Origin of the sequence: Vibrio sp. VP6 (assembly GCF_028823755.1) — a bacterium.
Lineage (GTDB): Bacteria > Pseudomonadota > Gammaproteobacteria > Enterobacterales > Vibrionaceae > Vibrio > Vibrio parahaemolyticus.
The window spans coordinates 13,804-36,543 of sequence record NZ_JAPEID010000021.1 but is presented as its reverse complement, the minus strand read 5'-3'; the positions used below and the strand labels follow the sequence as shown (position 1 = coordinate 36,543).

General features: G+C 45.0%; 20 protein-coding genes and 1 tRNA gene. 14 read left to right on the top strand and 7 right to left on the bottom strand.

Annotated features, from left to right (window positions below; genetic code table 11):
• The first annotated feature begins 13 nt into the window (after positions 1–13).
• The 5 genes from OU793_RS14375 (at position 14) to OU793_RS14355 (ending at position 5,057) form a co-directional block, all read left to right on the top strand.
• On the top strand, positions 14–388 hold the full coding sequence (locus OU793_RS14375; protein WP_005455792.1) for a MerR family DNA-binding transcriptional regulator: 375 nt from the start codon (positions 14–16) through the stop codon (positions 386–388).
• A 78-nt stretch (positions 389–466) separates the two neighbouring features.
• Entirely contained in the window at positions 467–1,636 is a 1,170-nt protein-coding gene (locus tag OU793_RS14370; RefSeq protein WP_140103658.1) for an isovaleryl-CoA dehydrogenase, read from the top strand.
• 34 nt (positions 1,637–1,670) lie between these two features.
• Positions 1,671–3,275: a carboxyl transferase domain-containing protein gene (locus OU793_RS14365; RefSeq protein ID WP_140103657.1), complete on the top strand. Its 1,605-nt coding sequence runs from the start codon at positions 1,671–1,673 to the stop codon at positions 3,273–3,275.
• Between the two features lie 37 nt (positions 3,276–3,312).
• Complete coding sequence (locus tag OU793_RS14360; RefSeq protein ID WP_025502700.1) at positions 3,313–4,158, top strand: enoyl-CoA hydratase-related protein; 846 nt, start codon at positions 3,313–3,315, stop codon at positions 4,156–4,158.
• Positions 4,155–5,057 carry a hydroxymethylglutaryl-CoA lyase gene (locus OU793_RS14355; RefSeq protein WP_021452604.1) on the top strand — a complete coding sequence of 301 codons (903 nt, stop codon included), beginning with the start codon at positions 4,155–4,157 and terminating at the stop codon, positions 5,055–5,057. The genes OU793_RS14360 and OU793_RS14355 overlap by 4 nt, the downstream gene beginning before the upstream one ends.
• A 35-nt stretch (positions 5,058–5,092) precedes the next feature.
• Here the strand turns inward: OU793_RS14355 and OU793_RS14350 are convergent, their stop codons facing one another.
• The 4 genes from OU793_RS14350 to OU793_RS14335 all read right to left on the bottom strand — a co-directional run bounded on the left by OU793_RS14350 (position 5,093) and on the right by OU793_RS14335 (position 9,619).
• Complete coding sequence (locus OU793_RS14350) at positions 5,093–5,644, bottom strand: DUF2301 domain-containing membrane protein (protein WP_140103656.1); 552 nt, start codon at positions 5,642–5,644, stop codon at positions 5,093–5,095.
• A 25-nt stretch (positions 5,645–5,669) separates the two neighbouring features.
• Positions 5,670–6,548 (bottom strand): DMT family transporter, encoded by an 879-nt coding sequence (locus tag OU793_RS14345; RefSeq protein ID WP_005483368.1) that lies wholly within the window; start codon positions 6,546–6,548, stop codon positions 5,670–5,672.
• A 285-nt stretch (positions 6,549–6,833) separates the two neighbouring features.
• Positions 6,834–8,147: a methyl-accepting chemotaxis protein gene (locus OU793_RS14340; protein ID WP_023624353.1), complete on the bottom strand. Its 1,314-nt coding sequence runs from the start codon at positions 8,145–8,147 to the stop codon at positions 6,834–6,836.
• 278 nt (positions 8,148–8,425) lie between these two features.
• A complete protein-coding gene (locus OU793_RS14335; RefSeq protein ID WP_005483382.1) occupies positions 8,426–9,619 on the bottom strand; it encodes an acetate/propionate family kinase in 1,194 nt (397 codons plus the stop codon).
• Between the two features lie 360 nt (positions 9,620–9,979).
• Here OU793_RS14335 and OU793_RS14330 point away from each other — a divergent pair, with 360 nt between their 5' ends.
• The gene (locus tag OU793_RS14330; protein ID WP_021821499.1) at positions 9,980–11,518 is read left to right on the top strand and encodes a bifunctional diguanylate cyclase/phosphodiesterase; all 1,539 of its coding nucleotides are present in this window, start codon (positions 9,980–9,982) and stop codon (positions 11,516–11,518) included.
• Between the two features lie 78 nt (positions 11,519–11,596).
• Here the strand turns inward: OU793_RS14330 and OU793_RS14325 are convergent, their stop codons facing one another.
• A complete protein-coding gene (locus OU793_RS14325; protein WP_005483383.1) occupies positions 11,597–13,528 on the bottom strand; it encodes a DEAD/DEAH box helicase in 1,932 nt (643 codons plus the stop codon).
• 379 nt (positions 13,529–13,907) lie between these two features.
• Between OU793_RS14325 and rnb the strand changes: the two genes are divergently transcribed.
• Positions 13,908–15,914, top strand: coding sequence for an exoribonuclease II (rnb, locus tag OU793_RS14320; RefSeq protein ID WP_017448089.1), 2,007 nt, complete (start codon positions 13,908–13,910; stop codon positions 15,912–15,914).
• 71 nt (positions 15,915–15,985) lie between these two features.
• Entirely contained in the window at positions 15,986–16,789 is an 804-nt protein-coding gene (locus OU793_RS14315; RefSeq protein ID WP_015313061.1) for an AraC family transcriptional regulator, read from the top strand.
• Between the two features lie 4 nt (positions 16,790–16,793).
• Here the strand turns inward: OU793_RS14315 and OU793_RS14310 are convergent, their stop codons facing one another.
• On the bottom strand, positions 16,794–17,147 hold the full coding sequence (locus tag OU793_RS14310; RefSeq protein WP_005489200.1) for a DUF3024 domain-containing protein: 354 nt from the start codon (positions 17,145–17,147) through the stop codon (positions 16,794–16,796).
• A gap of 256 nt (positions 17,148–17,403) precedes the next feature.
• On the opposite strand from OU793_RS14310, the gene OU793_RS14305 reads away from it, so the two are divergent.
• Positions 17,404–18,231: a phosphate ABC transporter substrate-binding protein gene (locus tag OU793_RS14305; protein ID WP_140103655.1), complete on the top strand. Its 828-nt coding sequence runs from the start codon at positions 17,404–17,406 to the stop codon at positions 18,229–18,231.
• 54 nt (positions 18,232–18,285) lie between these two features.
• On the opposite strand, the gene OU793_RS14300 is transcribed toward OU793_RS14305, so the two are convergent.
• The gene (locus OU793_RS14300) at positions 18,286–18,966 is read right to left on the bottom strand and encodes a MaoC family dehydratase (RefSeq protein WP_005462115.1); all 681 of its coding nucleotides are present in this window, start codon (positions 18,964–18,966) and stop codon (positions 18,286–18,288) included.
• A 329-nt stretch (positions 18,967–19,295) separates the two neighbouring features.
• On the opposite strand from OU793_RS14300, the gene OU793_RS14295 reads away from it, so the two are divergent.
• The 5 genes from OU793_RS14295 to OU793_RS14275 all read left to right on the top strand — a co-directional run bounded on the left by OU793_RS14295 (position 19,296) and on the right by OU793_RS14275 (position 22,699).
• Positions 19,296–19,386 (top strand) — tRNA-Ser (locus tag OU793_RS14295).
• A 79-nt stretch (positions 19,387–19,465) separates the two neighbouring features.
• The gene (locus OU793_RS14290) at positions 19,466–20,779 is read left to right on the top strand and encodes a tyrosine-type recombinase/integrase (protein ID WP_159404313.1); all 1,314 of its coding nucleotides are present in this window, start codon (positions 19,466–19,468) and stop codon (positions 20,777–20,779) included.
• Positions 20,772–21,155 (top strand): hypothetical protein, encoded by a 384-nt coding sequence (locus OU793_RS14285; RefSeq protein WP_025542454.1) that lies wholly within the window; start codon positions 20,772–20,774, stop codon positions 21,153–21,155. Before OU793_RS14290 ends, OU793_RS14285 begins: the two co-directional genes overlap by 8 nt.
• A 14-nt stretch (positions 21,156–21,169) precedes the next feature.
• On the top strand, positions 21,170–21,367 hold the full coding sequence (locus tag OU793_RS14280) for a hypothetical protein (RefSeq protein WP_005479470.1): 198 nt from the start codon (positions 21,170–21,172) through the stop codon (positions 21,365–21,367).
• A gap of 258 nt (positions 21,368–21,625) precedes the next feature.
• On the top strand, positions 21,626–22,699 hold the full coding sequence (locus OU793_RS14275; RefSeq protein ID WP_021452597.1) for a DUF4297 domain-containing protein: 1,074 nt from the start codon (positions 21,626–21,628) through the stop codon (positions 22,697–22,699).
• Positions 22,700–22,740 lie beyond the last annotated feature (41 nt).

The following is a 22,740-nucleotide window of genomic DNA, read 5'->3' as shown; positions in this document are numbered from 1 at the left end:
AGGTAAGTGTGTTATGGAAAAATACAAAATCAGTGATCTCGCCAAAGAGTTCGACATCACGACGCGCAGTATTCGATTTTATGAAGATGTTGGCCTGATTGAGCCAGAGCGAAAAGGCAATATGCGCGTTTATCAGCGTAGGGACAAAATCCGACTTAAACTGATTCTTAGAGGGAAACGGCTCGGCTTCTCACTGGCAGAAATACGTGAACTGTTCGAACTTTACGACATGCAACAAACGGATGAGCAGCTGCTCAAAATGCTCAATATCATTGAAGAAAAGCAAGCCGTGCTGCAACAGCAGTTAAATGACATTGGTGTCGTCATGGGCGAGCTCAATGCGGCAAAAGAACGCTGCCTTCAAACACTAAAAAACAACGAAAAGTAACAACGCCACTAACTCAAATTTCCCTCACTCAAGCAGTGCACGATTTTCACAGTCACACACCTGCAACAGGGAGACGTTATGAAAACGAGCTACATCCCGCTGAATTTCGGGCTCGGTGAAACCATTGATATGCTCCGAGATCACGTCAATGCGTTCGCGAGTGAGCATATTGCTCCTATTGCCGCTGATATTGACCATTACAATCAGTTTCCGAACCATTTATGGCCACTTCTTGGCGAAATGGGCTTGCTTGGCGTAACCGTCAGCGAAGAATATGGTGGTGCTGAAATGGGCTACCTCGCCCACGTTGTAGCAATGGAAGAGATAAGCCGAGCATCAGCCTCCGTCGCGCTCAGCTACGGCGCGCATTCTAATCTTTGCGTAAATCAAATCTTTCGAAACGGCACCCCAACGCAACGAGAAAAGTATCTGCCTAAATTAGTTGATGGTTCGCACATAGGTGCTCTGGCGATGAGCGAAGTCAATTCGGGTTCGGATGTCGTCAGCATGCAACTAAAAGCCGAAGACAAAGGCGACCACTTCTTACTCAATGGCACAAAAATGTGGATCACGAACGGCCCCGATGCGGACGTGGTCGTGGTGTACGCGAGAACAGACGCTGATGCAGGTTCACGCGGTATCACGGCGTTTATTGTCGAGCGCAGTTTTACCGGATTCAGTGACGCGCAAAAGCTCGATAAGTTGGGAATGCGAGGCTCAAACACATCTGAGCTCGTCTTCAACAATTGCAAAGTACCTAAAGAAAACATTCTCGGATCACTCAATTTTGGCGTCGAAGTATTGATGAGTGGGCTTGATTACGAGCGCGTTGTTTTAGCTGCTGGCCCACTCGGCATTATGCAAGCGTGTATGGATATCGTCGTCCCCTACGTGCATGAGCGCAAACAGTTCGGCAAATCCATCGGCAAGTTTCAGCTTGTGCAGGGCAAACTGGCCGATATGTACTCACGTATGAACGCTGCCAAAGCGTACGTCTACACCGTCGCGGCGGCTTGTGATCGTGGTGAATGCACGCGCAAAGATGCCGCTGGGGTGATTTTGTACAGCGCAGAATTGGCAACACAAATGGCGCTCGACGCCATTCAGCTACTCGGCGGTAATGGCTACATCAATGAATACGCAACCGGACGTCTTCTGCGTGACGCAAAACTGTATGAAATTGGCGCAGGAACCTCCGAAATTCGCCGAATGCTCATCGGGAGAGAATTGTTTGAGGAATCACGCTAGCTCCTGATTCACTCGCTAGGAAAAGGAAGTCATCATGGCCATCATAAAAAGCAAAACCAAGCCAACTGACGAGCTGTTTCTTTCTAACCAAGCCGCGATGGAAATGCTGGTTGAAAAGCTGCAAAAAGACATCGCCACCATCAAACTCGGTGGCGGCGAACGTGCCATTGCTCATCAGCAACAAAAAGGAAAACTCCCGGTTCGAGAACGAATTTCACATTTGCTCGATGATGGCAGCAACTTCCTTGAAATCGGTCAGTTTGCCGCTTGGCAAGTGTACGATGAATCCATCCCATGCGCGGGTGTCGTGGCTGGCATCGGCATGATCGAAGGAGTTCAATGCATGGTGATTGCCAACGATCCTTCGGTCAAAGGCGGCACCTATTATCCTGTCACCGTGAAAAAGCACCTTCGAGCACAAGAGATAGCTCAGCGTTGCCAACTACCGTGTGTCTACCTTGTCGACTCTGGCGGCGCGAATCTCCCTCATCAATCAGACGTTTTTCCCGATAAAGATCACTTCGGCCGTATCTTCTTCAACCAAGCCAGAATGTCGGCCAAAGGCATTCCTCAAATCGCCGTTGTTATGGGGCTGTGCACCGCAGGCGGTGCTTATGTCCCAGCAATGGCAGATGTGTCGATAATGGTGAAAGAACAAGGCACCATTTTTTTAGCTGGGCCACCATTGGTAAAAGCCGCAACGGGCGAAATCGTTACTGGCGAGGAGCTCGGCGGTGCAGACGTGCATTGCCGAAAATCGGGGGTGGCGGATTATTACGCCGAAAACGATGAGCACGCCTTAGACTTAGCACGCGAGGCGATTGCCAACGCGAACCGTCCAAAGCCGCCGAAATCGGACAGTGCCATCTTACCTCCACGTTACAATGCCGAAGAGATGTACGGCATTGTGAATGCCAATTTGCGTTTGTCGTTTGATGTACGTGAAATCATCGCGCGTATCGTCGATGATTCGGATTTCGATGAGTTTAAAGCCCTTTACGGACGCACGTTGGTGTGCGGTTTTGCGCGCATTCATGGTCAGTTGATTGGCATTGTCGCGAACAACGGCATTTTGTTTTCTGACTCCTCACAAAAAGGCGCGCACTTTATTGAACTGTGCGCCAAACGCAAAACGCCGCTACTCTTTTTGCAAAACATCACCGGATTCATGGTCGGCAAAAAAGTCGAGGAAGAAGGCATCGCCAAACACGGTGCAAAACTGGTGATGGCGGTAGCGTGTGCTGATGTGCCTAAATTCACGGTGATCATTGGCGGATCTTACGGCGCAGGAAACTACGGCATGTGCGGGCGAGCGTATGACCCAACCATGATGTGGATGTGGCCAAACGCACGCATCTCCGTAATGGGCGGAGAGCAAGCCGCTGGCGTGTTGACCCAGGTGCGCAAAGAGATAAACCAACGTCGCGGCGAAGAATGGTCCGAGCAAGAAGAACACACTTTCAAAGAATCGATCATAGACTTGTATGAGACCCAAGGGCATCCGTACTTTGCCAGTGCAAGATTATGGGACGACGGCATCATTGACCCCAAAGAGACGCGAAACGTGCTTGCACAAGCGTTAATGGCCGCGCTCAACGCGCCAATACCTGATAGCGAATTTGGCATCTTTAGAATGTAACCGCGCAATTGAAATAAACGTTCACAAGGAAATCATTATGCAGGAAAGACAACCAAGCATTGTTCCAAACGCTCAACGACACAATGATGTGCTTTGGCAGGTTGACGAATTCGGTGTTGCAACGCTGACGCTGAATCGGACAAAGAAACACAATGCCTTTGATGCCTGCATGATTGATTTGATCATCCATCGATTAGATTATCTTGCACTGAGGACTGATGTGCGTTGCTTAGTGCTGCGCAGTAATGGCAAACACTTTTCCTCTGGTGCGGATTTAGCTTGGATGCAATCGATGGCAAATAGTACCCGAAAAGAAAACCTAGTCGATGCACAAAGCCTCGCTCGCTTAATGGAAACGTTGGATGCCTTCCCTCAACCCACCATCGCTGTCGTACAAGGCTCAGCCTTTGGTGGCGCATTGGGGCTAATTTGCTGCAGCGATATCGCTATCGCCAGCCACTCCGCTGAGTTTTGCTTGAGTGAAGTCAAATTGGGATTGGTGCCCGCCACCATTGCACCATACGTGATGCGTGCGATGGGCAATCGACAAGCACGTCGTTACATCCTCAGTGGTGAAGTCATCCCTGCGGTTAAAGCGCAACAGTTTGGCATCGTGCATGAAGTGAAAGAAGATGACGAGCTTGAATCATGCGTAAGCGAAGTCGTCGCTTCTTTGCTACTCAATAGCCCAGATGCGATGAGAAAAGCGAAAGCACTGTGCGAACAATGCCACCAAAATCCCATTGATTCTCAGCTTATCCGCTATACCAGCCAATTGATCGCCGATATCCGTGTATCGCCGCAAGGGCAAGACGGTTTACAAGCTTTCTTAGAAAAACGGCCTCCGAGCTGGGTCCATCAACCTGATGCGGAGGAAGAATGACACTGCCTACTAACGTAAACATTGTTGAAGTTGGCCCTAGAGATGGACTTCAAAATGAATCACCGGTTTCGACTCGCACTAAAATCCGTCTGATTGATTTACTTTCTGACACGGGTTTGAGTCACATCGAAGCCGGCTCATTTGTCTCACCCAAATGGGTTCCGCAAATGGCAGATTCCAAAGAAGTCATGCAAAATATCACGCGAAGAGCCTCGGTGACTTACTCGGCACTCACCCCTAACCTCCAAGGGTTAGAGCAAGCCTTAGATGCTGGGGCCAATCAGGTCGCCATTTTCACTTCGGCTTCTGAAGGTTTTTGCCAGCATAACATCAACTGTTCAATTACAGAGAGCTTGAAACGCTTCGAGCCATTAATGGTTCAGGCCGATAAATACCATATTCCCGTTCGTGGCTATCTGTCGTGCGTCGTCGATTGTCCTTACGATGGGGCGACATCTCCAACACAAGTAGCCAACATCTCGCAAGCGTTGATCGAGTTGGGATGCTATGAGGTGTCCTTGGGCGACACGATCGGGACCGGTACACCTAATCGTATAAAAGAGATGCTGGAATCGGTGCTAGCGCGCATTCCAAACCAACGTTTAGCCGTACACTTTCATGATACATGGGGACAAGCGCTGGCAAATATCTACCAGGCCTTAAGCATGGGCATCAACACGGTAGACAGCAGTGTCGCAGGATTGGGAGGGTGTCCATACGCGCATGGTGCATCTGGCAATGTCGCTACAGAAGACGTGTTGTATTTATGCCAAGGCTTGGGCATTGAAACTGGCGTGGATTTAGAGCTGTTAGCCAAAGCAGGATGGATGATAAGCGATGAACTGCAACGCCAACCAACATCGAAAGTTTCACAGGCATTACGTCATAGAATGGAATAACGCACTTTGCATGACGGGCTCAACTAACCCGCCCGTTAGACTTCATAATTCGCTTTGATGCCGATATCAAAGTGCAGTGGCATGCGCCATTTTGCTATAGATAAGTAGGCCATGATCAAACCCGCAAGAAGCGCAGAGATTGCAACAATGGTTGACTGTTCGAACCACAACGTAAATATCGTCACAACCAACAGCGTAGGTACCAATTTCAAACCAAGAACTTTGAAACAGAACGACTCTTTCAACGCAATTCCAGAAAAGGTGACAAAGATAAAGCCTAATGCGAGCCACACTCGATTTAACTCTGGGTCGCAGACCATCAAGATCATCCCTATCCAACCAGACCAACTGATGATGGTGCGAACTGACTTACTGTAAACGTGAATATTACTCGCAGACATTGCACCAGCAATGGTGAATACCGCAAAGACTGCTCTATACCTGCCATCCATCCCATCGAGCCATTGACTTTCCAACGCAGCCAACCCCACAAGAGCGATGGCAAACACACTGATGCCAGCGCGATACAAGCAAACGCTCAGCTTATCTAAAAAATCTAATGTTTCTTGATGTTCAGTATTTGCCATCGTCGTTCATCTTTAGAGCGTCTATTTACGCTCGCTTGGGGAAGCGGAATCTGCCGCCAGTGCGGTAAATCACCAAAGAAAAGAGAATCAGCAGACAACCAACAAGTTTATTGGCCGTCAGAACTTCACCATACCAAAGAATGCTGAGAACAACCGTCCAAACCGGCTCTAAGATCATAATCAGTGCCGCATTCCCTGCTTGGACAAACTTTTGCCCCATAGTCTGCATAACGTAACGCAAACTCGTCGCGAGCAACGTACTGAGCGCAAACCACCACCAAATGGATGAATCTACCTGCTCTGGTCGTGATTCCATCAAGAACGACACCAACAGACCTAAACAGCCTGCCGAAAACAGCTGAACACAAGTCAGTAGTAATACGGGCAACTTCTGCGAATATTTGCTGTTTACATTAAAGTGTAGCGCCAAGATAAGCGCCGCTCCAAGAAACCAGAGTTGACTCGCAGACTGCTTCCAACCTCCAGCCAATGAAAGGCACGCTAAACCAATCACCGCAATAGGTAACGAGATCCAAAAGATGCGCTGAGGGCGTTGTTGAAACATTACCCAAGCCACGATTGGCACGAACAGCATCGAGAGGCTCATAATAAATGCGCCCTCGCCTAGCGTATCGCTGATTGAAATGGCGTAAATCCACGTCATCACAGCGCCACCAAGCAGCAAACCAACACCGCTAGCCGCCAACACGTCTTTTAACCGTGCCGCTTTTAGTGGTCGGAAACACAATGGCAGTAAACAGAGAGAGGCGATGGTAAATCGCAAGCCAATAAAACCAAAGGGAGGCAGCCCTTGTATCGTTTCTTTGGAAAAAATCCAGCCCAGTGCCGCTATCATCGTAGTGGCCACCAGAATCACGGTCGCTTTGCGTTCTGAGTTAAACATAATTACTCACAAAAAGGCCTGATGAATCGTCATCAGTGGGGATATTTATATCGATTTTAATCTACGAAAGTTATTTATATTCGTATCGCAAATGCTGACGAGGTGTGTAATAAGAATGGAAGATGTTAACGTTTGCGAAACGTCGGCATTATACATTGCAGGTGAGATTTCATCGAGAAATAACAGCGTGTTACCTTCCTCGCTATAAACGGTATTCGCGAAGCGAGGAAGGAAAACTAGAACCGAGAATGGGCTCTTTGAAGCAGAAGTTTTTGAAGCGATTAATTACAAGGTGCGGTTGAACTGTGCGACAGCTTCAACCACTCGGCTTGCTCCGTCTTGGATATCGTTCATAACATTGCCCGCCTTTTCAGACAACTCTAGCGTATCAAGCGCCTCTTTTTGACACTGAGAAATCAGTGCAACAGCATTATTGGTGCGCTCTAGATTTTCCGTCACCATCGAGACAATCTCATCTGTCGTGGTATTGGTGCGCATGGCAAGCTGGCGTACTTCATCGGCAACCACCGCGAAACCGCGTCCATGCTCGCCGGCACGAGCAGCTTCTATTGCCGCGTTGAGCGCCAACAAGTTCGTTTGGTCAGCAATTCCGCTAATGCTATTCACCAGTTCACTAATTTTCGATGAGTGTGCTTTCAAATCTTCAATGGCGGCGTTGGCTTGCTGCATTTGCTCTGAAAGGGTCTGCATTTTCTCAAGGGTAGAACCGATTACTTGACGGCCTTGGACGGTTTGAGTGCCCGTTTCCTGAGATACTTCATTCGCCAACTGCGCCGCTTGCGCCATGGATTGCTCTTGAAGCACTTGCTGAGTAATGTTGGTCGCAAATTTGACCACTTTGTACAGCTCGCCTCTGTCGTTATGGATCGGGTTGTAAGAAGCTTCCAACCACACGACTGAGCCATATTGGTCTACGCGTTTGAATCGGTCGGTAACAAACTGCCCACTTGCCAGCCTTTTCCAAAAATCGTGATACGCCGAAGAGTTTGCCTCTTCTGGCAAACAGAAAATTCGGTGATGCTTACCCACGATTTGTTCATGCTTGTAACCCATCGTGCTGAGGAAGTTATCATTTGCTTTAAGCACTGTACCGTCTAACGTAAATTCAATGACTGCCATCGAGCGGCTCAGTGCATTCAGCATGTCTTCGTACTCGCGCGATGTCGTGATCGTTCGAGTCAGTTCAGAGGCAAACACAAAAAAGCTCTCAACCTGGTCACTTGTGTTTCGCACAGGCTGAATAACCACTCTTAACCACGCTTCTTCACCATCCCCCTTGGTGATTTGAAACGCGCCATTCCAGAATGCTTTTGCTTGAACCGACTGTTTCATGCGGTAAAAGTGGTCAGTATTTCTAACGTTTGATGGTACAAGGTCAGAAATATGCTTCGCCAAGATGTCCTTATCTGACAGTGAAAGTTGCTGCAAAAACTTTTGGTTTGCCGATGTGACGTTGCCTTTCGCATCCAACGTCAGCCTTAACATTTCTTCGTCTAGGCTTTGCTGGATCTGTTGCAGGCTGTAGAGCTCTTGTTTTAATCGTTGGTTTTCTTGTTGAAGCGACTTATTAAAAAACATTACTTTCCCTTACTCGACCAATCTATTGATTAATCAAAGGTTTATTATTTATATCTATACAGCTCGATATTACTCAGGTAGCAGTATACTGGAATTTAGACTTGGCTCACAATTAATTACATTAATATCACTAGAGGACATTTGTTAATCAATGTGAACGACAAAATCGCAATCAGATTCGGGCAAGACGCTTATATGAGGAAAGTGAAGTGATAGATCAAAAAAAGCTCTTTCCTTACGGAAAGAGCTTTGACTTAGTTCCCAAAATTTTTGCCGTTTTACAGCAGTTCCACCGACTGTTGAGCGATTACCCACTCTTCGTTGGTAGGAATAACCAGTGCTTTCGCACCTAGCAACTCAGATGTAGCAATCACACCTGCGTTACCAAATCGAGCGTCTTCGTTACCTTTCACATCTTCAACAAAACCTAGCAGTTTTAGGTTTTTCAGAATTTCACGACGAATTGGCATAGAGTTCTCGCCAATACCGCCAGTGAAGATGATGCCGTCGAATGAATCAAGCGCAGCAAGGTAAGAAGCGATGTATTTAGACACACGGTATGTGAACACTTGGAATGCAAGGGCAGCGCCTTCGTGGCCTTCTTCCATTGCTTCCAAAATACCGCGTGCGTCGCTTGTTAGGCCAGAAACACCTAAGAAGCCAGAAGCTTTGTTCAGTGAGTTGAACACTTTCTCTTGAGACCAACCTTTCTTCAGAAGGTACTCAATGATGCCTGGGTCAAGGTCACCACAACGTGTACCCATCATTAAACCAGACAGCGGAGTGAAGCCCATAGACGTATCTACAGATTCACCATTGTTGATTGCACAAACAGAAGCACCGTTACCTAAGTGAACAGAGATGAAGCTCGATTCTTCAATCGGCTTGTTGATCATCTTCGCAGCTTCGCGACTTACAAAGTAATGACTTGTGCCGTGGAACCCGTAACGACGAATGCCGAAATCAGTGTAAAGTTCTTTAGCGATTGCACCAGTGAACGCACGTTGAGGCATTGTTTGGTGGAACGCTGTATCGAATACTGCAAATTGTGGAAGGCTTGGAAACGCTTCAACAGCAGCACGGATGCCGATAGCACCAGCTGGGTTGTGAAGTGGAGCAAGGTCTGCAAGCTTCTCAATTTCTTGTGTAACTTCTTCAGTAATACGAACGGTTTTAGTGAATTTCTCACCGCCGTGAACAATACGATGGCCCACAGCAACGATGTCTTGAGCTAGACCTAACTCTTCGGTTAAACCTACTAGTTTGCCGATAGCGATTTTGTGATGGCTATCGTCACCTTCGATGGAGATTTCCTTTTTTTCACCGTTGAATTTCCAGCTCATACGAGCGTCTGATAGACCAAAGCATTCGCCCAGACCACTTAGCACCGCGTCACCCGATACGGAATCGATGACTGCAAATTTTAGTGAAGAGCTACCAGAGTTGATCACCAGTACAAACGAATTAGACATGTAGTTATCCTGTTGTGGAGCAGAGGTTGTAATTGCGCTTCCGCGCTGCGTACTTCTTGTTTGCTCCCCTATTATTCAATAATTTTTTAATCTTTCAACAATCTTTTAGTGAAAGCGATTTGATTGAACAAATTTTGTTGATCTATAGCAAGTTTTGATTTTATTTGAAGTCTAAAAAATATGATTTGTTAAAGCTAATTTATGAATTGGTCAATTTGTACAAATTCAAACCTATGAGCTACGTTGTTTATTGGATGTATAAAAATAACAATCTCATCAATAATTCGGGGTAATAGCGTGCCCACAATAGCCTTTTTATTAGTGATCTTAGGTTTGATTTTGCTCTGCTGGGGATGGCAGATGACAAAAAATATTTGCTCGAAAACAGAGGTACCCGGGTGGACATGGCTGTTGATGTTAATAAGTTGCTTCATTTTTGCGTATGCTGCTTTCTTGCACGCAATCATGAAAAAACCGGTGGCATCATTGCTTGAAACTGGTGTTTCTTTGCTCTTATTCGGTGGCAGTATTTTTGTCGTTTTAGTCATCAAGTGGAGCAACGATTCCATCTTAGAGCTACACAGCGTCGCGGAGCGAGAAAAACGCAATGCGGTTCATGACTCCCTGACAGGGCTTCCCAATCGCAAGTATTGCTTCGAACTGATTGATGACAGAATACAATCTGGTGACCCTTTCTCTGTCATTCTGTTTGACGTAGTGAACTTTAAACAAGTGAACGATGCGATGGGACACTTCTGCGGAGACCAGTTACTGATTCAGATTGGTCAACGATTGCAAGACAAGCTCAAAGGGAGCGACAAGATCTTCCGTGTGGGGGGCGATGAATTTGTCATTCTCACCTCTTCCGCCTGTGAAAAAACGGGCACAGAACTTATCGAAAGCCTAGATTGCGCCCTCTCTGCACGCTTTCACCTAGATGAGTTCCAAGTATCTTCACGTGTCGTGTTTGGGATAAGCACCTATCCTTACGACGCGATCTCAAATGATCTTTTGATTAAACATGCCGACATTGCCATGTACCACGCCAAACGTAACGGCAATTTATTCGCATTTTATCATGATGATATGAACGTGGGTGCCAAGTACCAACTTGAAATTTCCTCTCGCATTCAATGCGCGTTAGAGAAAGAAGAGTTTCAGTTGTACTACCAACCCTTGATTGATGCGAACACCAATTTAGCTGTCGGATTCGAGGCAGTGATCCGTTGGCACGATGAAAACGGGAAAACTATCTCACCCAACGACTTCATCCCTATCGCGGAGCGCAGCAACCAAGTCCACAACATCACCATGTGGGTATTGGGCCAGGTAGAAAAAGATCTCAAAACCTTTATCGAAAAAGGCATTAAGTTGCCCGTACACGTGAACCTTTCAGCCAAAGACCTCTCTTCGAACCTTCTTTTCCATCGTCTTGAGAAACTGCTTGAAAACAATCCGCAATTTGCCGATCTGATCAGTTTGGAAATCACGGAAACCATGGCAATAGATAGAGTTGTAGAACTCAACCCACTCATTCACCAAATTAAAGGATTAGGTATTAAAATCAGTTTGGATGACTTCGGTACGGGGTACTCGTCGCTTTCTTTATTGCGGGATCTGCCTGTGGATCAAATTAAAATCGACCGTTCGTTTTTGTGCACAGCAAATCGCACAGAAGGCTCTCGTTCCATCGTAGAGAACACGATAGCTCTAGCACATGGTTTAGGGTACTCAGTGGTAGCGGAAGGCGTTCAGGACATGGACACGCTGTATTTTTTAAGAAGCAGAGGCTGCGACATCATTCAAGGCTACCTATTTTGCCCTGCGCTGCCGCTGAATGAAGTGATTAATTGGGTTAACGAGCACGACGACAAACAAAGTCATACCCGACGCGCATAAATAAAAAAGCCGAGCTTAATGCTCGGCTTTCAAATCAATCTCTACAACAATTTATGTAACTGTGTAGTACTGCGCTGATTATGCGTCTTGAGTGCGACGGCCACGGCCGTGACCACGTTCGCCACGGTAGTTACCACGGTGATCACCACCACGGTTACGATCGAAACGACGTTCGCCACCTTCACGGTTACCTTCGCGGTTGCCGTCACGGTTACCACGGAAGCCACCTTCACGACGACCGCCTTCACGACGCTCACCACCACGGTTGCCACCTTCGCGGTTACCACGGAAACCACCTTCACGACGACCGCCATCGCGACGACCACCGTCACGGCGACCACCACGAGACTCGCGGAAATCGTCGAAGTCACATACTACAGCACCAACATCTTGTTGACGGATACGCAGTTTGCTTAGCTTGCTCGCAGCTTCAGAAGTCATTGCTTTTGGTAGCTGAACGAATGTGTGACCTTGCGCTAGCTTGATCGCACCGATAGAACCTTTACCTAGGCCTAGTTCGTTTGCTAGAGCACCAACGATATCTTTAACTTGAACGCCTTGCTCGCGACCAACTTGAAGCTGGTAAGTATCCCAGTCTTGGTTGTTGAAGCTACGACCGCCTTCACGGCCACCTTCACGGCGTTCTTTACGACGCTGCTTGTCACGCTCAATTGCTTCAACCATTGGGTCTTCGCCAATGTAGAACAGAGGACGTTTACCTTGTTGACGCTTAAGAAGCATTGCAGCAAGCATCGCAGGGTCGATTTCTAGAGAAGTTTGTAGTTTCTCTACTAGCTCTGCGAACTTGTCTAGTGCTTTGTGCTCTTTCTCAGCTTCCAGTTCAGCCGCTAGCTTGTTTAGACGAGCTTCTGCAACTTGGTCACGTAGAGGAAGTTGGATTTCTTCCATAGATGACTTAGTCACGCGCTCGATAGTGCGAAGCATACGGATTTGGTTAGTGCGAACTAGAAGGATCGCTTTACCTTTACGTCCGGCACGGCCAGTACGACCGATACGGTGGATGTAAGACTCAACATCGAATGGGATGTCGTAGTTAAATACGTGAGTGATACGTGGAACATCAAGACCACGAGCAACAACGTCAGTTGCCACTAGGATGTCGATAACACCTTGTTTGATGTGATCAACAGTACGCTCACGTAGAGACTGAGGAATGTCACCGTGCAGTGCAGCAGCTTTGAAGCCACGTGCAGATAGCCAGTCAGCTAGACGCTCGGTGTCTTGACGAGTACGTACGAATACGATTGACGCGTCAGTTTCTTCAGTTTCAAGAAGACGAGACATAGCTTCATCTTTCTCTACACCTTTCACTACCCAGAACTGTTGTTGAACTTTGTCTACAGTGTGGTTTTTACCAGCAACGTCAACAGTTACAGGATCACGTAGGAAGCGCTCAACAATGTTTTTCAGCATTGGTGGCATAGTTGCAGAAAATAGAACGCGTTGTGCTGATTCAGGAGCGTGCTCCATGATTGCAGTTACGTCGTCCACAAAACCCATGTTTAGCATTTCGTCCGCTTCATCAAGTACGAAAGTATTCACTTCGTCAAGATGTAGACGTTCACGGTTGATAAGGTCTTGAACACGGCCAGGAGTACCAACAACAACGTGTGCACCGTTTTTAAGCGCACGCATTTGATCTACGATAGATGCACCACCGTAGATTTCTAGAACTTTAAGACCCTTGATGTTTTTACCAAGGTTTTTCATTTCAGCCGCAACCTGGATCGCTAGCTCACGAGTTGGAGCAAGAACGATTGCTTGTGGTTTACGTTGATCAAGATCTAGCTTGTTTAGAAGAGGCAGAGAGAATGCTGCCGTTTTACCTGTACCCGTCTGTGCTTTACCCAGCGCGTCAGCACCTTCCAATAGGTGTGGGATTGCCGCAGCCTGAATTGGAGTTGGTGACACGAAACCCATTCCGTCTAGAGCAGAAAGGATAGAATCATTCAGAGATAAATCGCTGAATTGAATAACAGAATCTTGCATTGGGATCCTACTTAATTAAACAAAAAAACAGTCCCATATGCTCTTCCAATTCGATACTGATTCATCCAGTTACTAAATCCATTCAGACAGGAGTTAGCACAGTACACAACCGCGATAAGCCATTAGGGACGACTAAGGGAGGCGGATTATTCCTTAAATGCATAAAAAAAGCTAGAAAAAATTGAATTACATCACAATTTATTCTCACTAATGGTAATATCCGCATAAAAATCCACCTACCGCCCGTTTCTCCGAAGAGAAAAGCACCGTTGAGCTGTTTAATTCCTCAATAATTCACAGCGAATTTGTGTGCTTTAGGTAGTAATAATAGCCCGCAATGATTATAGTGTGGCCAACTCCATTGGTAAGTTAAGAAAAGATGTTTCAAGATAACCCGCTATTAGCCCAGCTTAAGCAGCAAATCCAAGAAAACCTGCCTAAAAAAGAAGGTTCAATCAAAGCAACAGATAAAGGCTTTGGTTTCCTGGAAGTGGACAGCAAGACCAGCTTCTTCATCCCACCAGCGTACATGAAAAAGTGCATTCACGGCGACAAAGTCGTGGCCATCATCCGTACTGAAAATGAACGTGAAGTCGCAGAACCACAAGAGCTGATCGAACAATCTCTTACTCGCTTTATCGGTCGAGTAAAGATGTTCAAAGGCAAGCTAAATGTCGTGCCTGACCATCCTCAACTAAAGAAATTGTCTCTAAAAGCGAAACTAAAGAAAGGTTTAAAGCCTGACAACTTCGCGGAAGGTGATTGGGTTGTAGCACATCTTGTTCGTCACCCGCTAAAAGGCGACAACACGTTCTTCGTTGAAATTTCAGAGAAAATCACTGACGCTGACGACAAAATCGCACCGTGGTGGGTAACGCTAGCGCAAAACGATCTACCAAACTCAGAACCTGCTGGCATTGAGAACTGGGAATTAAAAGATGACGCCGATCTAGAGCGCATCGACATGACTCATGTTCCTTTCGTCACAATCGATGGTGAATCAACCAAAGATATGGATGACGCGTTGTACGCGAAGAAAACAGAATCTGGTGATTTTGAGTTAACTATCGCGATTGCTGACCCAACTGCTTACATCACACCTGAAGACGAAATGGATAAAGTCGCGCGTGAGCGTGGTTACACCATTTATCTACCAGGCCGTAACATCCCGATGTTACCTCGCGACCTAGCGGACAACCTATGCTCTCTAATTGAAGGCGAAATCCGCCCAGCAATCTGCTGCACCGTAACAGTGAGCAAAGACGGTGTGATTGGTGACGATATCAAATTCTTCGCTGCAAACATCAAGTCACACGCGCGCCTAGCATACGATCACGTTTCTGATTGGCTAGAAAACGGCAACTCTGACGCATGGCAACCTTCAGAAGAAATCGCAACTATCGTACGTGATCTATACGAGTTTTCTCTAGCTCGCGCAGAATGGCGTGAGAAAAACGCAGTCGTATTCCCAGACCGTCCTGACTACCGTTTTGAGCTAAGTGAAGACAATGACGTTATCGCGATTCACGCTGATATGCGCCGCAGTGCAAACCGTCTTGTTGAAGAATCGATGATCACAGCGAACATCTGTGCAGGCCGTACACTGCGTGAAAAATTTGAAACTGGCGTATTCAACACTCACGCAGGTTTGAAACCAGAGAAAATCGAAGAAGTTGTGCAACTCGTTAACCCTGAGGGTACGCTAGAATTCACAGCAGAATCGATTGCAACGCTTGAAGGCTTTGCGGCTCTACGTCGTTGGTTAGCGGTTCAAGAGACATCTTACCTAGACAACCGCATTCGTAAGTTCCAAGCATACAGTGAAGTGGGTAACCAACCTCTTCCTCATTACGCGATGGGTCTAGACATTTATGCGACTTGGACATCCCCAATTCGTAAATACGGCGATATGATCAACCACCGTATGCTAAAAGCGGTGATTCTAGATAAAGAACCAGTACAAAAACCTGACGATCAAGTGGGTGAAGAACTGGCACTGCACCGCAAGCACCACAAAATTGCAGAGCGTAACGTGTCCGATTGGCTATACGCACGCACTCTTGCAGATGAACCAAGCAAGCAAACTTGTTTCACAGGTGAGATTTTCGATATTAATCGTGCTGGTGCACGTGTTCGACTTCTCGAAAATGGAGCAGCAGCCTTTATTCCTGGTGCCCTGATTCTTGATAATAAAGAACGAATTGAGTGCAATGGCGACAACGGCACAATCTCTATCGATAAAGAGGTGGTGTACAAGCTGGGTGACACATTGGAAATCGTTCTTGCGGACGTTAACCAAGAAAACCGCAGTTTAGTTGCAAAGCCAACACAGGTATTTGCTGATCAACCAGCAGCACAAACAGAACAAACTGTAAGTGAAGAATAATACCGAATGAAGTTTAAAGGCGCTCGAATGAGCGCCTTTTTTATTTGTCATGGAAAACGATAAGAACGAATATGCCGAACATTGAGATCATTCGCTTTAACCACTTCACTGCTCGCAAAAGTGAACGTTACACCGCCACCCATAACGGCTTATATGTCGTAGAAGAAGGCGCATTAGTCGTCCACCAGCCAAATGGCGAACAATTTGAACTACAAGCTGGCGACTTTACCCTATACAACTCTTCTGACTTAAGAAGTGCAGAAGCCATACCTGGCGAGAATGGCTTTAAAGCTGTCGCGCTAGTCTTTGACATCAGCCTATTTTGCGAGTTTAAGAAAGCACACCCTGGATTGCATTCAGAAGCAGAACACCGACGCTTCTACCCTTTCTCGCCAGAATCCAATTCAGAAATCACACAGCTTAAGAATACGTTATTGGTCTTAGCCAGTCGCAATGCTCCTGATTACACTCAGAGCCACATCGCAATGGCGCTACTTTCTCTTATGGTGGAAGTTCAGCCCGACATTCTTTCGATCATTGACGATGCAAGTAGCCTAACAGCGTCTCAAAAGGCCATTAAGTACATCGAAAAGAACATTGAGAAGGATATAACGTTAGAAGGCCTAGCGGCGCACATGAGCATGTCTATCGCGACGTTAAAACGCCGCCTTGCGGCTGAAAACCTTTCTTTTTCTCAGATATTAAAAGTAAAACGTATTAACTACGCGGCAACACAATTGCGCGTTTCACAAAAATCGATAACAGAAATCGCATTTGAATCTGGATTTAAGAGCGCTGCTCACTTTAGTACTGCGTTTAAATCCATTTACAACATCACCCCAAAAGACTTTCGTAATCAGGTAGTAAGAGGTTAATCCCCTACTCCCAAAAACACGCTTGAGGATCGCTTTCAAGTTCGGCAAGGAGATCTTCAAGCGTGTGACTATGCGGCAACTTTTTGTAAGGAATCCATCGAATGTCTTCTGAGCGAGAGGCGGGAACATAAAAGCGCCAAAGCTGAGTCTGAGAATCAAATAGAATTTTTGCAATTGGCGAGGTGTATTCACTGTGTTGTGAATCTAGCAAGAAATGCGCATGGTGAAGTTCAACGCCGTTTTCAATTGGCTCATAAAGGCATTTTCCTTGCTCTACCGGCAAATTCGCATTGCGCGCCGAACAAAGAATCTGAACCAGTTTATATAAGCGGCTGGTTGCCATTTGAGAAACAGACATGACGTTCTCCTGATAGGTAGTTTTTAGTATACACCCAAGCGCCATTTAAGGCTGACTTCACCAACGTTCCGTTTACAGACTTCTCAGAGATTACCATCTCACTCTCCGAGGAAACACTACGTACATCACCACTTTGCTCAAATAACGCGATAAACACGCTGCTGTTTCACATTCGAACAATCTTTTCTGATTCACAAAAGTGTAACCTGAACGCAATATCATAAGCGCTGCTTTATACCGTATATGGAGTTTAAATATGTTACGTTTTACTGTGGCAACTTTACTAGCCATGGCTGTCTCCCTTCCTTCTGCTATGGCGAAAGAAGTCAACATTTCAGGTTCAACTTCCGTTGCTCGCGTGATGGACGTACTCGCCGAAGAATACAATAAGACACACCCAGATAATTACATCGCTGTACAGGGCATTGGTTCTAGTGCGGGGATCACCATGGTGAACAAAGGTGTCGTGAAACTTGGTATGAGCTCTCGCTATCTGACAGAAAGCGAAAAAGGCGAAGACTTGAATGTGTTTCCAATTGCTTACGATGGCCTTGCCGTTGTTGTGAACCGTACAAACTCTGTGACTAACCTTTCAGCACAACAACTGTTTGACATCTACAAAGGCGAAATCAAAAACTGGAAAGAAGTCGGCGGCGCGGATCAACCGATAGCAGTTGTCACACGAGAAGCATCTTCTGGCTCGCGCTACAGCTTTGAAAGTTTGTTGGGTCTCACCAAAATCATTAACGACCGTCTGGTTTCTGATATCAGCCCAAACAACTTAGTTGTAAACAGCAACAGCATGGTTAAAACCATTGTGAACCATAACACACGTGCGATTGGTTTTATTTCGGTGGGGTCTGTAGACCTTTCTGTGAAGGCGATTCAGTTTAACGGGATTGAACCAACAGCAGCGAACATCGCAAATCACAAATACAAACTGGCTCGACCATTCTTGGTGCTTTACAAAGTCGACTCGCTAGAGCAAGCCGGCAAAGACTTTGTCGCGTTCCTAAAATCGGAAGCGGGACAAAAAACCATTGCTGACTACGGGTACATACCGGTTAAAAACTTTAACCAGTAAAAACAAAAAAGAGAGCATTGAAATGCTCTCTTTTTTATTGATTCGAATATGTTTTTAGAAGTGCAATTGAATCACAGATACCACTACCGCACCTGGGCGTCTTACACCTTCAATTTCCACTTTGATTTCACGCTCGATCTCTAAACCTTTCTTGATAGGCGTTACTTTAGTTAGTGTACTTACTGCACGCACGTTGTTACCAGCTTTAACTGGGTAAGGAAAACGTACTTGGTTCAAGCCTAGATTCACAACCAATTTCGCTGTCGGAAATAATGGCTTATCCGCATCAACTGAGTCCGTCAGTTTTGGCAGTAGAGCCAACGTCAGGAAACCATGCGCAATGGTTGTTTTAAAAGGTGATTCAACAGATGCACGCTCTGGGTCAGTATGAATCCATTGCATATCTTCTGTTACCGCACCAAATTGATTGATACGCTCTTGAGATACATGAACCCAGTCACCCGTATGGATCACTTCACCGATCTTACCGCTTAGCTCGTCATACAGTTTTTGAGCTTCTGGCTGAAGAACAATCGGCGCAGGTTGAGGAGCCACTTCTTCATTTACTGCAGGCTGATTATGGTCGCGCACATTAGAAAACAAAAAGCTGTTTTGTGCCTTACCCAAAAAGTCACTCCAGTAATCGCGTAGCGTTGGAGACATCCAATTCATAAACTCGGATTGATGAGCAGAAATCGCATCAACTTTGTCTTTAAATAGATTTGTGACCTTCATAAACACCCTTAGAAAAATTAAGCACAACTGGCTATACCAGTTAATTTTGAATTAGTTCACAAACTGTTGCAAACACTTTCGGGCGAACACATGTATCCTCAAAGCCTATAATTTGTTATTTTTCATAAAGATAACAATAAAACACCATTTTATTGATTAGCGCTAGGATAAAGTAAAAACTCTACATTTAGGTGCGTTTCGCATTGTTTTCACTCACTTTCAGTGTTGCTCACTATTGCATCGGCGTCTAGAAAATCATCAAACGGCACTTCAATTGTAATTCAGTGCTTTACAACGACTACTCCACTCCCTATTATACGTCCCGCAACGGAGAGATGGCTGAGTGGTTGAAAGCACCGGTCTTGAAAACCGGCATACGTTAATAGCGTATCTAGGGTTCAAATCCCTATCTCTCTGCCACATTCAAGCCCTTGATTTATCAAGGGCTTTTCTCGTTTTAAGACGATCAAATGTCACCTAATACAAGTAGGTGATACATATGTATTTGATTAAATTGAGCAATAACGTGTTTTATACACGTATTTCCACACCCGCCATTCTGCAAACTTCTCTGGGTTATCCGAGAGAGATTCGTCTCTCTCTTTTCACTAAATATCGTCGATTAGCGACCAAACGAAATGCTCAGCTTGCTAGCGCGATTCACACGCTACATGAACAAGCTTTAGCAGAAAACATCCCTTATACAGATTTTAAGATTAGCTTATCTACAAAGGTGGCGGAGATTCGCCAACAGTTCTGCTCTAATCTTCCGCATGTAGACAACCCACAGTCAAAATGTACGTCAAGGAGTATAGAGACCCGAGCAATGCCTGCTCCTGCTCCTGAAGAAAGCGTAAACAGTCGTTTGATTGGAGCACAAGAACTTATCACAGAGTTAAATAACTTTATTCGTAGTAAACGTCTGGAACAAGTAACACCTTTGACTCTAACTCAATTAAATCAACGGTGTACTAACTTCTTGAACTATCTAGCCAAACAGGAGATCTGCTTATCTGCGAAAGCTGCCAACACTTACAGAGATCGCTTAATTGAAAAAGGATTAAGTGCAAAGACAGTAAAAGAATACATTGCAGCCAATAAGCAGTTCTTTGATTACTGTGAACGAATTGAACTCATTGAGAAAAATGTCTTCAAAGCGATAAAAGCACCAAAAAGCCGTGGAACAAAAGCATCCCAGCAACGCGATCGGTGGCAGTTGAAAGATCTTAAAAGGCTATTTTCTAGCTCCGAATTTCGTAAAAAAGATGTCCAGTTTCAGTGGACAACTAAAGTACAAGTCTATCAAGGATGTAGGCCTTCTGAAGTTTGCCAGTTAACGACTAATGACATTCAAGTAATTGACGGTGTCTCATGCATCACGATTTCAGATTCTGACACTGAACAGCGGCTAAAAACATCCAATGCTGTCCGCACTATCCCTTTGCATAATCAATTGATAAAAGAGGGTTTTCTTGATTATGTGCAAGAGCGCCGAGAACAAAAACAGAAACAGCTTTTTGATTATAAGCCGCACGGAGAAAACAAAGATTGGTCATTTAGATACCGTACCAACCTTGGGAAACTGCAAACCGCAATGGGGATGAAGCCCAATGCTCGACCAACGGCTTACTCATTCCGACACACTTTTATCGATGAGTTAAAGATTGCTAATACACCTGAGCACATAGTGGCTGAGATTGTAGGTCATTCTCATCCCAATATCACCTTCGGACGATACGGAAAACAAGCGAAAATTAAGCAATTGAATGAAGCAGTTAATAAATTTCCATCAGTGGAGGTGAAGTATGCGTAAACTAGCAAATTTTGAGCTTAAAGCGATTCTAGAAGCCATTGAACATGCTGATTTTACTAATAACTATGACTTCTTCAATCTGTTAACTTGTGGGATATCAATAGAACAGATTAGAGGAGTATATAGACTCAGATCAGCTTTGCAGCGTGACTCTTCTAAAACAATCTTCGATTATCCCTCGTTTCTTGCTCAAATTTACGCGAATGTTGAGTCCTTCTACTCAGTGAAGGAGGCTCTTGGATACGAAGTTGATGCCCAAGAAATAGAGCGGGAAGATAAGCTTATATTTCTTATGCAGTTTTTAGCTGAAAACAAAATGCAACTCAGTATAGACCGCCGTAATACACCGTACTCTATTGCAATAAATCTAGGCTAGGAAGGAGCTTTAGCATGGAAGACATTCATGAACAATTAGGTGTCAGCAAATCATATCTCAACGATACTTTTGCAATGATACGCATCGCGAAAGATGGTGAAGTATGGGTGCAGTATTCAGATAAGCTTGATATACCCACTGGCATTAAGGCTGTGCGGATTGCAGCGGAAGTTCTAAAAATCATAGCTACTGAGTCAACTAACTATAACTGACAAGGTTTCTAAACCTAGATTAAAGCGGCTACAACGAGCCGCTTTTAAGAATAAGTGGACAAGAGTGAGTTAGCTTACTTACCTTAAGTAACTGCTAAAAACAAACTTGAGTTAAAAGGCATACCCAAGAACTAATTTCACTTCTTGAAAAGAATATTTAAAATTTATCTTTATCTCAACAAGTTAAAAAAGATATAGAGATACTGTAAGCTAACATGCATTAGAAAGTACAAATAACTTTTAGTTGGTATAGGTCATATGGCAGACAATCCACTCGCAGAAGCTCAACGTGAATCCGCAGGAGCAAGCACATTTGGTAAATATAACTTCCAGTTTCACTGGGCTTTGTGTCAAATCATTGAAAAACACAAACAGAAAAATGAATATGCGTTACTGATTGAGCATCATGAAGATGTTGTTATTGCTGATAGCTTGGATGCTTCAAGTGCGACTTTTGAGTTTTATCAGGTTAAAAATCAATCTGCGACGTTTACACCTGCTAACTTAACCAAGCGGAAAAAAGGCAGCAAAGAAAAACTAAAAAGTTCTGTGCTTGGAAAGTTACTAGAATCCTGTATAAATACACAGTACGAAGATAGAATTACAAAAATTGGTTTAGTTTCCTCTAGTGGGTTTTCGTTGAAAACCGATGGAGATTTGACATTAGATGTTATCAAGGTCGGTGACATTGCTGAAGAGGATCTTACAACACTAACTGATAACATCCAGAGCGAACTAGGAATTACGATTCTACCTGAAAATTTGCAGTTTATTGTTCCTAACATACAGCTTAAAAATCAAGAAGATTACGTGTTGTCACACTTTGCTCGTCTAGTAGACAAGCTGTTTCCTGGAGCGCTATGTAATCCTGTAAATATCTATCGTTCGGTTATTGACGAAATGGGGCGAATTGGCCGTATTGAGTATGACTACAAAGAATGGACTAAGCTTCTAGAAAACAAGTCGTTAACTTCGACTCAAGTGCATGACGTGATTATCCAACACACAAAACACCCTTGTGTAGATGACTTGAAAAGTAACTTCGATGACTTAGCAAGTGACCTTGGGTGGAAATCAAAACAAAAGCGCGGCTTTAAGAACAAGCTAGTTTTACTCGCTTTAAGTAGAGCTGGTTTTATGACCTCTTTAGATATAGAGCTTATTAACTTATTTCAAGCTTCGCATGAAAAAATTGACGAAGAGAGTTACTCGGATGATACAACATACCTTGAAGCACTGCGCAACCAAGCAATCGCAGATGGCCTACTAGCTCGAGTTAATAATGAGGATGAGCTGTTATTAGAGATCATCTACTGCTTATTAAAGGCTTAATGATGAAAACAACAAAAAATTACAAATTATTGATTAGAAAT

Coding starts and splice junctions, on each gene's coding strand:
- OU793_RS14375 (WP_005455792.1), top strand. CDS start 14: ATGGAAAAATACAAAATCAGTGATCTCGCCAAAGAGTTCGACATCACG.
- OU793_RS14370 (WP_140103658.1), top strand. CDS start 467: ATGAAAACGAGCTACATCCCGCTGAATTTCGGGCTCGGTGAAACCATT.
- OU793_RS14365 (WP_140103657.1), top strand. CDS start 1,671: ATGGCCATCATAAAAAGCAAAACCAAGCCAACTGACGAGCTGTTTCTT.
- OU793_RS14360 (WP_025502700.1), top strand. CDS start 3,313: ATGCAGGAAAGACAACCAAGCATTGTTCCAAACGCTCAACGACACAAT.
- OU793_RS14355 (WP_021452604.1), top strand. CDS start 4,155: ATGACACTGCCTACTAACGTAAACATTGTTGAAGTTGGCCCTAGAGAT.
- OU793_RS14350 (WP_140103656.1), bottom strand. CDS start 5,644: ATGGCAAATACTGAACATCAAGAAACATTAGATTTTTTAGATAAGCTG.
- OU793_RS14345 (WP_005483368.1), bottom strand. CDS start 6,548: ATGTTTAACTCAGAACGCAAAGCGACCGTGATTCTGGTGGCCACTACG.
- OU793_RS14340 (WP_023624353.1), bottom strand. CDS start 8,147: ATGTTTTTTAATAAGTCGCTTCAACAAGAAAACCAACGATTAAAACAA.
- OU793_RS14335 (WP_005483382.1), bottom strand. CDS start 9,619: ATGTCTAATTCGTTTGTACTGGTGATCAACTCTGGTAGCTCTTCACTA.
- OU793_RS14330 (WP_021821499.1), top strand. CDS start 9,980: ATGACAAAAAATATTTGCTCGAAAACAGAGGTACCCGGGTGGACATGG.
- OU793_RS14325 (WP_005483383.1), bottom strand. CDS start 13,528: ATGCAAGATTCTGTTATTCAATTCAGCGATTTATCTCTGAATGATTCT.
- rnb (WP_017448089.1), top strand. CDS start 13,908: ATGTTTCAAGATAACCCGCTATTAGCCCAGCTTAAGCAGCAAATCCAA.
- OU793_RS14315 (WP_015313061.1), top strand. CDS start 15,986: ATGCCGAACATTGAGATCATTCGCTTTAACCACTTCACTGCTCGCAAA.
- OU793_RS14310 (WP_005489200.1), bottom strand. CDS start 17,147: ATGTCTGTTTCTCAAATGGCAACCAGCCGCTTATATAAACTGGTTCAG.
- OU793_RS14305 (WP_140103655.1), top strand. CDS start 17,404: ATGTTACGTTTTACTGTGGCAACTTTACTAGCCATGGCTGTCTCCCTT.
- OU793_RS14300 (WP_005462115.1), bottom strand. CDS start 18,966: ATGAAGGTCACAAATCTATTTAAAGACAAAGTTGATGCGATTTCTGCT.
- OU793_RS14290 (WP_159404313.1), top strand. CDS start 19,466: ATGTATTTGATTAAATTGAGCAATAACGTGTTTTATACACGTATTTCC.
- OU793_RS14285 (WP_025542454.1), top strand. CDS start 20,772: ATGCGTAAACTAGCAAATTTTGAGCTTAAAGCGATTCTAGAAGCCATT.
- OU793_RS14280 (WP_005479470.1), top strand. CDS start 21,170: ATGGAAGACATTCATGAACAATTAGGTGTCAGCAAATCATATCTCAAC.
- OU793_RS14275 (WP_021452597.1), top strand. CDS start 21,626: ATGGCAGACAATCCACTCGCAGAAGCTCAACGTGAATCCGCAGGAGCA.